At 34.0% G+C, this 14414-nt stretch carries 14 protein-coding genes and 1 pseudogene; 13 read left to right on the top strand and 2 right to left on the bottom strand.

Going from position 1 to position 14414, the window contains the following annotated elements; all coding sequences use genetic code 11:
• Positions 1 to 148: 148 nt before the first annotated feature.
• The 5 genes from sufC (at position 149) to sufB (ending at position 5742) form a co-directional block, all read left to right on the top strand.
• Entirely contained in the window at positions 149 to 910 is a 762-nt protein-coding gene (sufC, locus tag ACM6UH_RS10410) for a Fe-S cluster assembly ATPase SufC (protein WP_002483838.1), read from the top strand.
• A 101-nt stretch (positions 911 to 1011) separates the two neighbouring features.
• Complete coding sequence (gene sufD, locus ACM6UH_RS10405) at positions 1012 to 2319, top strand: Fe-S cluster assembly protein SufD (RefSeq protein WP_002483837.1); 1308 nt, start codon at positions 1012 to 1014, stop codon at positions 2317 to 2319.
• Between the two features lie 158 nt (positions 2320 to 2477).
• Positions 2478 to 3716 (top strand): cysteine desulfurase, encoded by a 1239-nt coding sequence (locus tag ACM6UH_RS10400; protein WP_037538939.1) that lies wholly within the window; start codon positions 2478 to 2480, stop codon positions 3714 to 3716.
• The gene (sufU, locus tag ACM6UH_RS10395; protein ID WP_011303539.1) at positions 3706 to 4155 is read left to right on the top strand and encodes a Fe-S cluster assembly sulfur transfer protein SufU; all 450 of its coding nucleotides are present in this window, start codon (positions 3706 to 3708) and stop codon (positions 4153 to 4155) included. The genes ACM6UH_RS10400 and sufU overlap by 11 nt, the downstream gene beginning before the upstream one ends.
• A gap of 189 nt (positions 4156 to 4344) precedes the next feature.
• Entirely contained in the window at positions 4345 to 5742 is a 1398-nt protein-coding gene (gene sufB / locus ACM6UH_RS10390) for a Fe-S cluster assembly protein SufB (protein WP_002483834.1), read from the top strand.
• 286 nt (positions 5743 to 6028) lie between these two features.
• Here sufB and ACM6UH_RS10385 read toward each other — a convergent pair.
• Positions 6029 to 6181 (bottom strand): annotated as a pseudogene (locus tag ACM6UH_RS10385) (zinc ribbon domain-containing protein); the annotation flags it as partial.
• A gap of 265 nt (positions 6182 to 6446) precedes the next feature.
• Here ACM6UH_RS10385 and ACM6UH_RS10380 point away from each other — a divergent pair.
• The 7 genes from ACM6UH_RS10380 to ACM6UH_RS10350 all read left to right on the top strand — a co-directional run bounded on the left by ACM6UH_RS10380 (position 6447) and on the right by ACM6UH_RS10350 (position 13439).
• Positions 6447 to 7466: a hemolysin family protein gene (locus tag ACM6UH_RS10380; protein ID WP_041079620.1), complete on the top strand. Its 1020-nt coding sequence runs from the start codon at positions 6447 to 6449 to the stop codon at positions 7464 to 7466.
• Between the two features lie 116 nt (positions 7467 to 7582).
• Positions 7583 to 8650, top strand: coding sequence for an NAD(P)H-dependent flavin oxidoreductase (locus tag ACM6UH_RS10375; RefSeq protein ID WP_069795401.1), 1068 nt, complete (start codon positions 7583 to 7585; stop codon positions 8648 to 8650).
• Positions 8651 to 8848: 198 nt separating this feature from the next.
• Complete coding sequence (locus ACM6UH_RS10370) at positions 8849 to 9697, top strand: DUF72 domain-containing protein (protein WP_069803773.1); 849 nt, start codon at positions 8849 to 8851, stop codon at positions 9695 to 9697.
• Between the two features lie 10 nt (positions 9698 to 9707).
• A complete protein-coding gene (locus ACM6UH_RS10365) occupies positions 9708 to 10532 on the top strand; it encodes a sulfite exporter TauE/SafE family protein (RefSeq protein WP_011303534.1) in 825 nt (274 codons plus the stop codon).
• A 22-nt stretch (positions 10533 to 10554) separates the two neighbouring features.
• Entirely contained in the window at positions 10555 to 11874 is a 1320-nt protein-coding gene (locus ACM6UH_RS10360; protein WP_069803776.1) for a bifunctional metallophosphatase/5'-nucleotidase, read from the top strand.
• Between the two features lie 81 nt (positions 11875 to 11955).
• A complete protein-coding gene (gene lipA / locus ACM6UH_RS10355) occupies positions 11956 to 12897 on the top strand; it encodes a lipoyl synthase (RefSeq protein WP_002483827.1) in 942 nt (313 codons plus the stop codon).
• 152 nt (positions 12898 to 13049) lie between these two features.
• Entirely contained in the window at positions 13050 to 13439 is a 390-nt protein-coding gene (locus ACM6UH_RS10350) for a YutD family protein (protein ID WP_011303532.1), read from the top strand.
• Positions 13440 to 13565: 126 nt separating this feature from the next.
• Here the strand turns inward: ACM6UH_RS10350 and ACM6UH_RS10345 are convergent, their stop codons facing one another.
• A complete protein-coding gene (locus ACM6UH_RS10345; protein ID WP_011303531.1) occupies positions 13566 to 13832 on the bottom strand; it encodes a DUF3055 domain-containing protein in 267 nt (88 codons plus the stop codon).
• A gap of 148 nt (positions 13833 to 13980) precedes the next feature.
• Between ACM6UH_RS10345 and ACM6UH_RS10340 the strand changes: the two genes are divergently transcribed.
• Positions 13981 to 14412, top strand: a complete 432-nt coding sequence (locus ACM6UH_RS10340; RefSeq protein WP_002483824.1) for a DUF86 domain-containing protein — start codon at positions 13981 to 13983, stop codon at positions 14410 to 14412.
• The last annotated feature ends 2 nt before the right edge of the window (positions 14413 to 14414 follow it).

Here is a 14414-nt window from a genome sequence, read left to right as displayed (position 1 = left end):
ATTTTAATTTAGCACTTGAAAAGGTTTATATTCACTTATAACTACGTTATAATGAGATGATGTAACAAGGGCTCAGTCTTTTGACTGTAGATTAAAATTATTATAAACTAGATAGGAAAACATATCATATAATACGGAGGGAATATGTATGCCATCAACATTAGAAATTAAAGACCTACATGTGTCTATAGAAGATAAAGAAATCTTAAAAGGTGTTAACTTAACAATTAACACTGGTGAAATACACGCAATTATGGGGCCAAATGGTACGGGTAAATCAACATTATCATCTGCAATCATGGGACACCCTAGCTTTGAAGTAACTCAAGGGGAAGTTATCTTAGATGGCGTCAACATCTTAGAATTAGAAGTTGACGAACGTGCGAAAGCAGGTCTTTTCTTAGCAATGCAATATCCATCAGAAATCACTGGTGTAACTAATGCAGATTTCATGCGTTCAGCAATTAATGCAAAGCGTGAAGAAGGCGAAGAAATTAACTTAATGCAATTCATTAAGAAACTTGATAAAGAAATGGACTATTTAGATATAGATCAAGATATGGCTCAACGTTATTTAAATGAAGGTTTCTCAGGCGGAGAGAAAAAACGTAATGAGATTTTACAATTAATGATGTTAGAACCTAAATTTGCTATTTTAGATGAAATTGACTCTGGTTTAGATATCGATGCGCTAAAAGTTGTTTCTAAAGGTATCAACCAAATGCGTGGTAAAGAGTTCGGTTCATTAATCATTACGCACTATCAACGTCTATTAAACTACATCACACCTGATCACGTTCATGTAATGTATGGTGGTAAAGTAGTTACTTCAGGCGGTCCTGAATTAGCGAAACGCCTTGAAGAAGAAGGTTACGAATGGGTTAAAGAAGAGTTCGGTGCTGCAGAATAAGTCTCAACTCATATTAAATATATTAATTTAGATGAAGATTTAAGGTCTTGATTTAAGCCGATGAATTAAATCATATAATCATCAAATGGGAGGAAAATAGTATGACGACTGAAACTTTGAACATTTCTGAAGCGCAACTTGTTGAGTATTCACAAGCCCATAATGAGCCAGCTTGGTTAACAGAATTACGTAAAGAAGCGTTGAAATTAACCGAAACTTTAGAAATGCCAAAACCAGATAAAACAAAAATTAATAGATGGGATTTTGACTCATTTAAACAACATGAAACGACAGGCGATGTATATCAATCATTAGAAGCATTGCCAGAAGCTGTTAAAGAGATTATTGATATTGAGAACTCAGAAAATTTAATTATCCAACATAATAATACACTTGCTTTTTCTAAAGTTTCTGACTCTGCAAAAAATGACGGTGTCATTGTAGAAGGCTTAGCAGATGCGTTAGTAAATCACCCAGATTTAGTGAAACAATATTTCATGAAAGAAGCAGTAGTTGTAGATGAGCATAGATTGACTGCGTTACACACAGCGTTATTAAACGGTGGTATGTTTGTTTACGTACCTAAAAACGTTGTCGTGGAGCATCCTATTCAATATGTTGTGTTACATGATGACAACCAAGCAAGTTTTTACAATCATGTTATTATTGCTGCTGAAGAAAGTGCGGAAGTAACGTACGTAGAGAACTATTTATCAAATGCAGACGGTGAAGGCAATCAACTAAACATTATTTCAGAAGTAATTGCTGGTGCTAACTCAAAAATCACTTACGGATCAGTTGATTATTTAGATAAAGGCTTTACAGGTCATATCATTCGTCGTGGTACAGCAGATGCCGATGCGAAGATTAATTGGGCTTTAGGTCTAATGAATGAAGGTAGTCAAATTATTGATAATACAACTAACTTAATCGGTGATCGTTCTGAAAGTGAATTGAAGTCCGTGGTAGTTGGAACTGGAAGTCAAAAAATCAATTTAACTTCTAAAATTGTTCAGTATGGTAAAGAAACGATTGGTTATATTTTAAAACACGGTGTTATGCTTGAAAGTGCGTCAACTGTATTTAATGGTATTGGTTATATTAAACATGGTGGTACGAAATCAAATGCAAACCAAGAATCTCGTGTATTAATGCTATCTGAAAATGCTCGAGGAGATGCTAACCCAATCTTATTAATTGATGAAGATGATGTAGAGGCTGGACATGCAGCTTCTGTTGGTCGTGTAGATCCAGAACAACTTTATTACTTAATGAGTCGTGGTATTTCTCGTCAAGAAGCTGAACGTTTAGTTATTCACGGTTTCTTAGATCCAGTAGTACGTGAATTACCTATCGAAGATGTAAAACGCCAATTGCGTGAAGTAATTGAACTTAAAGTAAACAAATAATTAACAAAAATAAATGTAGTCAAGGACAGTAGTAATTAAATTGTGATGTCAAAATTTGAACGTATGTAAATGGTTATTAAATACGTTTTACAAGTTATGATTGAACCTTTACTAAGGTCTGATTATTGATTCTTAATTAAGGAAGGCCTGTGAATAATTTGACTGATACATTAAATGTTACTGAAATTATAAAAGATTTTCCGATTCTCAACCAACAAGTGAATGGAAAAAGATTAGCGTATTTAGATACAACGGCCACTAGCCAAACGCCTGTTCAAGTGATTGATGTTATGGCGGATTATTACAAACGTTATAACTCAAATGTGCATCGTGGTGTTCACACACTTGGTTCATTAGCAACAGATGGTTACGAGAGTGCACGTGAAACAGTCAGACGTTTCATTAATGCTAAATATTTTGAGGAAGTCATTTTTACAAGAGGTACAACGGCTTCTATTAATATTGTTGCACATAGTTATGGTGACGCACATGTTTCTGAAGGTGATGAGATTGTTGTTACTGAAATGGAACATCATGCAAATATTGTGCCGTGGCAACAATTAGCTAAACGTAAAAATGCACATTTGAAATTTATACCAATGACTGAAGATGGACAATTAGCGTTAGAAGATGTTAAGGCAACAATCAATGATAATACGAAAATTGTTGCGATTGCACATGTTTCTAATGTCTTAGGTACGATTAATGATATTAAAGCAATTACTGAAATCGCACACCAACACGGTGCAATTATCAGTGTTGATGGTGCACAAGCTGCGCCTCATATGGCACTAGATATGCAAGCGTTAGATGTCGATTTCTATAGCTTTAGTGGCCATAAAATGCTAGGGCCAACAGGTATTGGTGTTCTGTATGGTAAACGTACGCTACTTAATAAAATGGAGCCTACCGAATTCGGCGGTGACATGATAGATTTTGTAAGTAAGTACGATGCTTCATGGGCAGATTTACCGACTAAATTTGAAGCTGGTACACCATTAATTGCACAGGCAATTGGTTTGGCCGAAGCAATTAGATATTTACAAAATATTGGCTTCGAAGCGATTCATCAACATGAATCAGAATTAACTGCATACGCTTATGATAAAATGTCAGAAGTAGATGGTATTGAAATTTATGGACCTGCCAAAGACAAACGTGCAGGTGTCATTACTTTTAATATGGTTGATGTTCATGCACATGACGTTGCGACTGCAGTAGATACTGAAGGCGTAGCAGTAAGAGCAGGACATCATTGTGCACAACCACTTATGAAATGGTTAAACCAATCTTCTACAGCGCGTGCAAGTTTTTACATTTATAACACGAAAGAAGATATTGACCAATTCGTTGAAGCATTGAAACAAACGAAGGAGTTTTTCTCATATGAATTTTAATAATTTAAATCAGTTGTATCGTTCAGTTATAATGGATCATTATAAAAGTCCTAGAAATAAAGGCACTTTAGACAATGGTTCTATGACGGTAGACATGAACAATCCAACTTGTGGGGATCGCATTCATCTAACGTTTGATATCGAAGATGGTTTCATTAAAGATGCTAAATTTGATGGTGAAGGTTGTTCTATTTCTATGTCGAGCGCTTCTATGATGACAGAAGCGGTCAAAGGTCACACATTGGCTGACGCTATGAAAATGAGCCAAGAATTTTCAAAAATGATGCTTGGTGAAGAATATGAAATTAGCGAAGATATGGGCGACATTGAAGCGTTACAAGGTGTTGCGCAATTTCCAGCAAGAATTAAATGTGCCACATTAGCTTGGAAAGCACTTGAAAAGGGTACAGTTGAAAAGGAAGGCAATACAGAAGAGTAAAGATTCATTCGAATTGATACGTTGACATTGTGTAAAATTCCATTCAAACTGGAAAGAACAACAAGATAAATAAACGTGAATATGTATAGATAGAATAATAGTCTCTATGAGATAAAGTAAAAAATGCAAATAACAGACAAATCAATTAGCACGTTAGTCGTTTTTTAATATATAAAAGGAGTGATTTAAATGGCTAAAAAAGCACCTGATGTTGGGAATTATCAATATGGTTTCCACGATGAAGATGTTTCCATTTTTAGATCAGAACGCGGTTTGACGGAAAATATTGTCCGTGAAATTTCAAATATGAAAGAAGAACCAGAATGGATGCTAAATTATAGATTGAAATCATTAAAACAATTTTATAAAATGCCTATGCCACAATGGGGTGGGGATTTATCAGAATTGGATTTTGATGATATCACTTACTATGTTAAGCCATCAGAGAACACTGAACGTTCTTGGGATGAAGTACCAGAAGAAATCAAACGTACATTTGATAAACTTGGTATTCCAGAAGCAGAGCAAAAATATCTTGCTGGTGTTTCAGCACAATATGAGTCAGAAGTTGTTTACCATAATATGGAAAAAGAACTTGAAGATAAAGGCATTATCTTTAAAGATACAGACAGTGCTTTAAGAGAAAACGAAGAGTTATTTAAGCAGTATTTCTCAACGGTTGTGCCAGCTGCAGATAACAAATTCTCAGCGTTAAACTCAGCTGTATGGTCAGGTGGTTCATTCATCTACGTACCTAAAAATATTAAATTAGATACACCATTACAAGCTTATTTCCGTATTAACTCAGAAAATATGGGACAATTCGAACGTACTTTAATCATTGCAGATGAAGGTGCTTCAGTGAACTATGTTGAAGGTTGTACTGCCCCTGTTTACTCAACAAGCTCATTACACTCAGCTGTTGTTGAAATTATTGTTCATAAAGATGCACACGTGCGTTATACAACAATCCAAAACTGGGCAAACAATGTTTATAACTTAGTAACGAAACGTACATTAGTATACGAAAATGGTAACATGGAATGGGTTGATGGTAACTTAGGTTCTAAATTAACTATGAAATATCCAAACTGTGTACTAATGGGTGAAGGCGCTAAAGGTAGCACATTATCGATTGCATTTGCTGGTAAAGGACAAGTTCAAGATGCAGGCGCTAAAATGATTCATAAAGCACCTAATACATCTTCAACGATTGTCTCTAAATCTATTTCTAAAGATGGCGGTAAAGTTGTTTATCGTGGTATCGTTCATTTTGGTCGTAAAGCGAAAGGTGCACGTTCAAACATCGAATGTGATACTTTAATTTTAGATAATGAGTCAACTTCAGATACAATTCCTTATAATGAAGTATTCAATGATAATATTTCTTTAGAGCATGAAGCGAAAGTTTCAAAAGTTTCTGAAGAACAATTATTCTACTTGATGAGTCGTGGTATTTCTGAAGAAGAAGCTACAGAAATGATCGTAATGGGCTTCATTGAACCATTCACGAAAGAACTTCCAATGGAATATGCTGTTGAAATGAACCGTTTAATTAAATTCGAAATGGAAGGAAGTATTGGTTAAGATTTTCTAATCTCTAACTTTCTTTTATAAAATAATAAAACACGAGTAATACCTATGGTTAAAGTGTGCATCAAGTGATACTTTAACTATAGTGTATACTCGTGTTTTTTTGATATGATTTCAGTGTAAACATACAGGTTCAATGTTGGAAGTAATCATATGCATTGCTTGCCATATTACATAGTGTATAAACTTAGTGTCATTTACGCCAACTATCTAATTTTGCCATGAATTTTTTTGTGTACATTTTGTTTAAAAAGAATTTTTGAACTTTATTCATATCGGATTATTGGAATCTTTTCAGGTTATATGCGTACATTGCATCAAAATCTAGGTTCATTGTAAAAGCACCATCTTGGTAACAATGAAGACAGTATTTTTTCGATAAAATACCATCACTTTCTGTACCAGCTGGTGTTTTTTTATCAAGTGGCATACCACAACTTTGGCATTATTGAACTTTGGCCATAGAAATACTCTTGTCTGTTATTTAAATTTGTAGAGCAAATTATGGTGATAAAGTAGTTTAACATGAGGATGATGAAAAAGTGAAGCTACACCGTATAAGCTTTATTTCGGTTTTAGATATATGCTATATTATTTAATCTATCAGGTGGAAGCGTGTTTATCATATATAGGATTAGGGAATAAAATATCAAAATATAAAGTTTTTTAATAATGATTGCTAAAGGAGTCTTGCACTGATGATTATTGCTATAATCATACTTTTGTTTGCTTCATTTTTCTTTTCAGGAAGTGAAACAGCTTTAACTGCTGCAAATAGGATGAAGATACAAACAGATGCACAACACGGAAACAAAAAAGCCGGAAAACTCGCAAAGTTATTAAGTAAACCGAGCGAATTTATAACTACGATTTTAATAGGTAATAATATTGCAAATATTATTTTACCGACACTTGTAACAATTCTTGCAGTTGATATGGGGATTAATGTTGGGTTAGCTACAGCAGTAACTACGATAGCAATTATCATTATTTCGGAAGTTATACCCAAATCTATCGCCGCCACTTATCCTGACAGAATGTCGCGTTTGATTTATACACCAATTTCATTTTTTGTATTTATTTTTAAACCAATCACTAAGATATTAAATGCATTAACAGATTTGATAAATAAAGCACTATCAAATGGTACAGATGAGACAAAGCGCTTTTCTAAAGAAGAAATTAGACAGATGGTGACGATTGCAGGCAGTGAAGGTGCGTTTAATGAAATAGAACGAAATCGCATACAAGGTGTCATGGATTTTGAGCAATTAAAGATTACAGATATAGATACAACACCACGCATCAATGTTACAGCTTTTCCATCAGATGTTTCATACGAAGATGCATATGAGACAGTCGTATCAAAGCCTTACACTAGATATCCAGTCTATGATGAAGATATAGATGATGTGATAGGTATTTTCCATTCTAAATACTTACTTGCATGGAGTCGTGAACCAGATAATGATATTTTAAACTATACATCTGAACCTTTATTTGTGAATGAGCACAATAGAGCCGAGTGGGTGTTAAGAAAAATGACAGTTTCAAGAAAGCATTTAGCGATTGTGTTAGATGAATATGGTGGCACAGATGCGATTGTTTCTCATGAAGATCTGATTGAAGAGATGCTCGGAATGGAAATTGAAGATGAAATGGACGAAGAAGAAAAGGAAAAATTAGAATTACAGAAAAAAGCATATAGTGAAAAATAGTTTTTGAGGAAGTATCCATCTAGTGTGAATTTGAGTTGGTTGCTGATCAAATCAAAACGGATAAGGTAGTCTGTGTCTCGACTTGCCTTAGACGTGTATTAAAGGAGTATGTTGGTATGAAATTATCTACAAGAGTTACTGGGTTATTGAATGTGAAATATCCAATTATTCAAGCGGGCATGGCTGGTTCAACGACACCTGAATTAGTTGCAACTGTGAGTAATGCTGGTGGATTAGGTACAATTGGAGCTGGATATTTTAGTTCAGATAGATTAGAACAAGAAATTACTTATCTTCAAGAATTAACGGATTTACCTTATGCAGTCAATTTATTCGTACCAAGTGATAAATTATACATCCCTGAAAAAGTGGAACATATGAATGCATGGTTAAAGCCCTATAGACGTGCATTTAATATAGAAGAGCCTGTAATCAATATGACTGAAAAACAGCAATTTGAAGATGCGATTGACCTAGTTATTGAAAAAGGTGTGCCTGCGGTTTCATTTACATTTGGTATTCCAGAACAAACAGTTATTGAAAAATTAAAAGAACGTCATATTAAATTAATTGGCACAGCAACAAGTGTTGAAGAGGCAATAGCCAATGAATCTGCAGGAATGGATATGGTCATTGCGCAAGGTAGTGAAGCAGGTGGTCATAGAGGCGCGTTTTCTGAAACTGCAAGCCAACTTACACCGCTTATTGGCACCATGTCTTTAGTTCCTCAAATGGTTGATCAAATCAATATCCCAGTCGTAGCAGCAGGCGGGATTATGGATGGTAGAGGATTAGTGGCTAGTATGGTATTAGGCGCAGAAGGTGTTCAAATGGGCACAGCATTTTTAACATCAGATGAAAGTGGTGCAAGTCAACTATATAAGCATGCAATTAGTCAAAGTAAAGAAACGGATACAGTTGTCACTAATGTTATTACTGGTAAACCAGCAAGAGGCATAGAGAATGAATTTATTCATAAAATGAATGAATATGATGATGAAATTCCAGATTATCCGATACAAAATCAACTGACAAATGCATTGCGCAAAGAAGCCGCAAATAAAGGTAATGCGCAGTGGACACATTTATGGAGTGGTCAAAGTCCAAGGCTTGTACAACATATGTCGGCTTGGGCACTAATAGAAAATGTGGTTAAACAAGCAAATGAAATAATGAATCGATAACTGCAACGCCATATATGAAAAATTATCAAAGACGAGACTAGAAGGCTTAATGAATTATTAAGTTTCTAGTCTCATTTTTTATGATACATAGTAAATCATTTGAAATAAAAATCTTTAGTTTTTTAAAGTTATCGTAAATTGAATTTAATCAAGTGAATATCATAAATCATCTGTGGTATCATTAATTTGGTGATACATATGATAAATATTGGATTAACAGGTTGGGGCGACCACGATACATTATATGAGGATTTGCAACGAAAAACAGATAAATTAATTACATACGCAAGTCACTTTCCAATAGTGGAACTTGATGCAACTTATTATGCCATACAACCTGAAAGGAATATAAGAAAGTGGATTAAAGAAACACCAGAACGCTTTGAATTTATTGTTAAAATACATCAAGCACTAACACTTCATGCTGATTTTCATGATTATGCAGAAACAAGACAAAGCCTTTTTGATCAATTTAAGGATATGTTACAACCGCTAATGGATGAAAGTAAACTCGCTATGATATTAGTTCAATTTCCACCATGGTTTGATTGTACCGTACCGAATATTACATATATAAGATACGTGCGAGAACAATTAAAAGACTTTCCGATATGTGTCGAGTTTAGGCATCAATCGTGGTTTAATGATCAATTTAAAGAAGAAACATTGGCGTTTTTAACGCAACAACGCATCATCCATGCTGTTTGTGATGAACCACAAGCAGGTCAAGGGTCTATACCGCTCATCAATAGAATCACGCATGAAAAAGCATTTGTACGTTATCATGGGCGGAATGTTCACGGGTGGACGAAAAAGGACATGACCGACGAGGCATGGCGCGACGTGAGATATCTATATGATTACAGTGAATCTGAACTACAAGATTTAGTGAATAAAGTTAAAGTATTAGAACATAAAGCCAAAAAAATTTATGTTGTATTTAATAATAATTCTGGTGGTCATGCAGCACAAAATGCTAAAACATACCAACGCTTGTTGGGCATAGATTACGAAGGATTAGCACCACAGCAATTAAAATTATTCTAGGAGCGATAAGATGTTAACAATTATATTATTGATTTTAATTGGTGGTTTGTCAGCGGTCATAGGCTCTTTAGTAGGTATTGGTGGCGGCATAATAATAGTTCCGACAATTGTATATTTAGGTGTGGATAATGATTTGTTACACGGCATAACACCTCAAATTGCTATCGGAACATCTTCTGTTATATTAATTGTAACCGGCTTATCTTCCACACTTGGTTATCTTAAGACAAAACAAGTTGATGTTAAGAATGGATCGATATTTTTATTTGGCTTACTACCAGGTTCATTAATTGGTTCAATCATAAGTCGTTATCTGACATTAGAATCATTTAATTTATATTTTGGTATATTTTTAATCTTAGTTGCCATCCTATTGATGGTAAGAAATAAAATTAAGCCTTTAAAAGTATTTGCGAAACCACAATATGAAAAAACCTATGTGGATGGTCATGGGGAAACATATCACTATCACGTACCACCATTGGTTGCATTTGTGGCTACATTATTTATTGGTATTTTAACAGGACTCTTTGGTATTGGTGGCGGTGCTTTAATGACACCACTAATGCTCATTGTATTTAGATTCCCACCGCATGTTGCGGTAGGAACGAGTATGATGATGATTTTCTTTTCAAGTGTTGTCAGTTCAGCAGGTCATATCGTACAAGGTCACGTAGCCTGGGGTTATGCAATCATCTTAATTATAGCAAGTTATTTTGGTGCTAAATTAGGTGTCAAAATTAATCGATCCATTCAATCGAATACTGTCGTTACATTATTGCGTGCAGTCATGCTCATAATGGGTATATATCTAATCATTAAATCATTTTTATAAAATAAGAGGAGGGAAAACATAGATGAAATTAACAATTTATCATACGAATGATATACACAGTCATCTACATGAATACGCACGTATCACTGAGTATTTAGCTCAAGAGAGACCTAAATTGAAGCATCCCTCGCTCTACTTAGATATAGGTGATCACGTTGATTTGTCAGCGCCTGTGACTGAGGCAACGATGGGTATCAAAAATGTTGAATTATTAAATGATGCACATTGTGATTTGGCTACGATTGGTAATAACGAAGGTATGACGATATCTCATGATGCATTAAACACATTATACGATAATGCAAAATTTGATGTGACTTGTGCCAATGTTTTTGATGAACGCGGTCAATTACCAAATAATATCTCTTCATCATTTATTAAGGTAATAGATGGTGTGCGTATATTATTTGTGGCTGCTACAGCTCCATTTACGCCGTTTTATAGAGCGCTAGACTGGGTTGTGACGAATCCATTAGAAGCAATTAAAGACGAGATAAGTGCTAATGAAGGTGCTTATGATTTATTAATTATTATGAGTCATGTAGGGGTCTTTTTTGACGAAAAGTTATGTCAGGAAATACCTGAAATTGATTTAATTTTAGGAAGTCATACGCATCATTATTTCGAAAATGGTGAATTTAATCATGACGTGCTTATGGCAGCTGCAGGTAAATATGGTTATTTCTTAGGTGAGGTTACTTTAGAGATTGAAGATAATGTTGTAGTGCATAAAGAAGCAACGATTCACCCTATAGAAAAGCTGCCTGAAGTAGAAACACATTTTGAAGCGGAAGGCAAGGCACTCCTTAGTGACGCTGTCATAGATTATCCTATCCAATTACCTAGAAGAACGAACATGATTTCACAAACATCTTATATGCTAGCAGAGAGTTTGTTTGAATTTACGAATGCAGATTGTACGATTATTAATGCTGGTTTAATTGTACAAGGAATGGATGGTAATCAAATTACAGAATATGATATTCATCAAATGTTACCGCATCCAATTAACGCAGTGCGTATTAAATTAAGTGGTCAAGAATTAAAGCAAGTAATTATTAAAAGTCAAAAGCAAGAATATTTGAATGAACATGCGCAAGGTTTGGGTTTTAGAGGTGATATTTTTGGCGGTTATATTTTATATAACCTTGGATTTATCGAATCGGAATCACGTTATTTTATCAATGGTGAAGAAATAGATAATGATGGCACGTATATCTTAGGAACAGTTGATATGTATACATTTGGTAGATATTTCCCAATGTTAAAAGACCAAGCCATAGATTACTTAATGCCAGAGTTTTTACGAGATATTTTCAAGGAAAAATTGTTAGAATATTAAATTGTTGTAATAATACGTTTTAATTTGTTGGAAATTTCGTTATAATGATTAGAGATTTCAAATCGGGAGGATTGTCATGTTATGGCTACTAAAAATGAAGAAATTTTACGTAAACCAGATTGGTTAAAAATAAAACTAAATACTAACGAAAATTATACTGGTCTTAAGAAAATGATGCGCGAAAAGAATTTACATACAGTTTGTGAAGAAGCAAAGTGTCCTAATATACACGAGTGTTGGGGTGAGCGTCGTACTGCAACATTTATGATTCTTGGTGCAGTTTGTACACGAGCTTGTCGTTTCTGTGCAGTTAAGACTGGTTTACCTAACGAATTAGATTTAGATGAGCCAGAACGCGTGGCAGAATCTGTAGAGTTAATGAATTTAAAACATGTTGTTATTACTGCAGTTGCGCGTGATGATTTAAGAGATGCAGGTTCAAATGTATACGCTGAAACAGTGCGTAAAGTACGTGAACGTAATCCATTTACATCAATTGAAATCTTACCTTCAGATATGGGCGGAGATTATGATGCATTAGAAACATTAATGGCATCAAAACCGGATATCTTAAACCATAACATCGAGACAGTTCGCCGTTTGACACCGAGAGTTCGTGCTAGAGCGACTTACGATCGTACATTAGAGTTCTTGAGACGTTCTAAAGAATTACAACCTGATATTCCTACAAAATCAAGTTTAATGGTGGGATTAGGTGAAACACACGAGGAAATTTATGAAACAATGGATGACCTTCGTGCTAATGATGTGGATATTTTGACAATAGGTCAATATTTACAACCTTCACGTAAACACTTAAAAGTTGAAAAATATTACACACCTTTAGAATTTGGTAAATTAAGAAAAGTAGCAATGGATAAAGGTTTTAAACATTGCCAAGCTGGTCCACTTGTAAGAAGTTCTTATCATGCAGATGAACAAGTAAATGAAGCTGCAAAAGAAAGACACCGCATCGGAGAAGAAAAACTTGGTAATGAAATTGGTACAGATACGAATAACTAATTAAAATAAGGCTTAGTTCATTTTAGATGATTGCGTGTATCGCACTATATGAACTAAGTCTTTATTAGAAATATGATATAAATATGTGAGTCATTTTAATATTTTATTATTTATAATTGAGTTTATGAAATGACATAGATTAGGTGAATGATATGATAAAAGTAAATGGACAATACTTTGAGATAATAGAGGAATATAGAGCGTGTTTTGAAGAAGAAACATTTGCCAACAGATACTCAGATATTTTGGATAAGTATGATTTCATTGTTGGTGATTTTGGATATGACCAATTGAGATTAAAAGGGTTTTATAATGATAATAATAAAAAGACAGAGTTAAGTAAACGATTCTCAACAATACAAGATTATCTATTAGAGTATTGTAATTTTGGCTGTCCTTACTTTATTTTAAGACGTATTCCAGAAAGTGAAATTAAGACACAGTTAGATGAAAGCGAAACAACAGAAAGTGACGCGATACTTGAAGAAGATAAACTGCATGATGTTAAAATTCAGCCCAGTATCCAACAATCAGAGAAATAATATATGCTGGCAAACAGTGAATAGATATTTCCATTTTAACAAAACAAACCAAAGGCGATTATACGCTTTTGGTTTGTTTTTATTGATTAATATTTTGAGGCATAGCGCAAGTACTATGGCATCATGTTATTGAATGACTTCATTTAAATATGCTGTAATCTCGTTACCTTCGATTTCAGACACACCAAGAATATGTGCGATATAGCCTTCTTCTTCTAAGTCATCTGTGCCAATAATGCCAAATTTATTTGTTTGCATATTAAGGACGATTGTTTTCCCAAAATGGCGGTTGGTTTGAACTAGCATTAAATCATAACGGCTGTGTTCACCAACAAAACCAACAAATTGGACTTGTGCAGATTCATCATCATCATATAGATACATATCAATCATGTTTAGGCTCCTAACAATATAAGTATTTAGTTTAAATTAGCTTATTTAAAGCAATTTTGATCTTACTAAAAGTCTTGATTTACAGTATAACCATAAATGAATTTGTCTGCAAAGTTATGGTATGATGAGATGGATAGGGGTGACTAAAATGTATTTTGTTAATAAAGAACAATTGAATACTAAATTAAATTATTTACAACAATTAATTCAAGATTATCCTAGCCATAAAGATAATCATTATGCATTTGAACGTATTGCGCAAATGTTTATTGAATCAGCGGTAGACATTGGTAATATGATTATAGACGGCTTTATACTTAGAGATCCTGGTAATTATAAGGATGTTATAGATATTTTAGCGTTAGAAAAAGTGATATCTAAAGATACACAACATCAAATTAATCAAACCGTTGATGTAAGAAAGCAATTTGTTCATTATTATGATGAACTTAATACGACGACATTGATACCCATCTTTGATGAAGCAGTGCCATTTTATCAAAGTTATATTGATGAAGTAATTCAGTTTTTAAAAAATGAAAATGTTCCAATCACAGCTTTTGGTAAAAAAGGAGAATAAGT

This window comes from Staphylococcus sp. LKG4-2 (assembly GCF_050955665.1).
Lineage (GTDB): Bacteria > Bacillota > Bacilli > Staphylococcales > Staphylococcaceae > Staphylococcus > Staphylococcus saprophyticus.
The sequence above is the reverse complement of the archived record's forward strand: the minus strand, read 5'-3'. Positions and strand labels throughout refer to the sequence as shown.

Bases quoted from the DNA above. Each gene is read 5' to 3' on its own strand.
- ACM6UH_RS10375 (WP_069795401.1), top strand. From the start codon at position 7,583: ATGAAATTATCTACAAGAGTTACTGGGTTATTGAATGTGAAATATCCA.
- lipA (WP_002483827.1), top strand. From the start codon at position 11,956: ATGGCTACTAAAAATGAAGAAATTTTACGTAAACCAGATTGGTTAAAA.
- sufC (WP_002483838.1), top strand. From the start codon at position 149: ATGCCATCAACATTAGAAATTAAAGACCTACATGTGTCTATAGAAGAT.
- sufU (WP_011303539.1), top strand. From the start codon at position 3,706: ATGAATTTTAATAATTTAAATCAGTTGTATCGTTCAGTTATAATGGAT.
- sufD (WP_002483837.1), top strand. From the start codon at position 1,012: ATGACGACTGAAACTTTGAACATTTCTGAAGCGCAACTTGTTGAGTAT.
- ACM6UH_RS10340 (WP_002483824.1), top strand. From the start codon at position 13,981: ATGTATTTTGTTAATAAAGAACAATTGAATACTAAATTAAATTATTTA.
- sufB (WP_002483834.1), top strand. From the start codon at position 4,345: ATGGCTAAAAAAGCACCTGATGTTGGGAATTATCAATATGGTTTCCAC.
- ACM6UH_RS10360 (WP_069803776.1), top strand. From the start codon at position 10,555: ATGAAATTAACAATTTATCATACGAATGATATACACAGTCATCTACAT.
- ACM6UH_RS10380 (WP_041079620.1), top strand. From the start codon at position 6,447: ATGATTATTGCTATAATCATACTTTTGTTTGCTTCATTTTTCTTTTCA.
- ACM6UH_RS10370 (WP_069803773.1), top strand. From the start codon at position 8,849: ATGATAAATATTGGATTAACAGGTTGGGGCGACCACGATACATTATAT.
- ACM6UH_RS10365 (WP_011303534.1), top strand. From the start codon at position 9,708: ATGTTAACAATTATATTATTGATTTTAATTGGTGGTTTGTCAGCGGTC.
- ACM6UH_RS10345 (WP_011303531.1), bottom strand. From the start codon at position 13,832: ATGATTGATATGTATCTATATGATGATGATGAATCTGCACAAGTCCAA.
- ACM6UH_RS10350 (WP_011303532.1), top strand. From the start codon at position 13,050: ATGATAAAAGTAAATGGACAATACTTTGAGATAATAGAGGAATATAGA.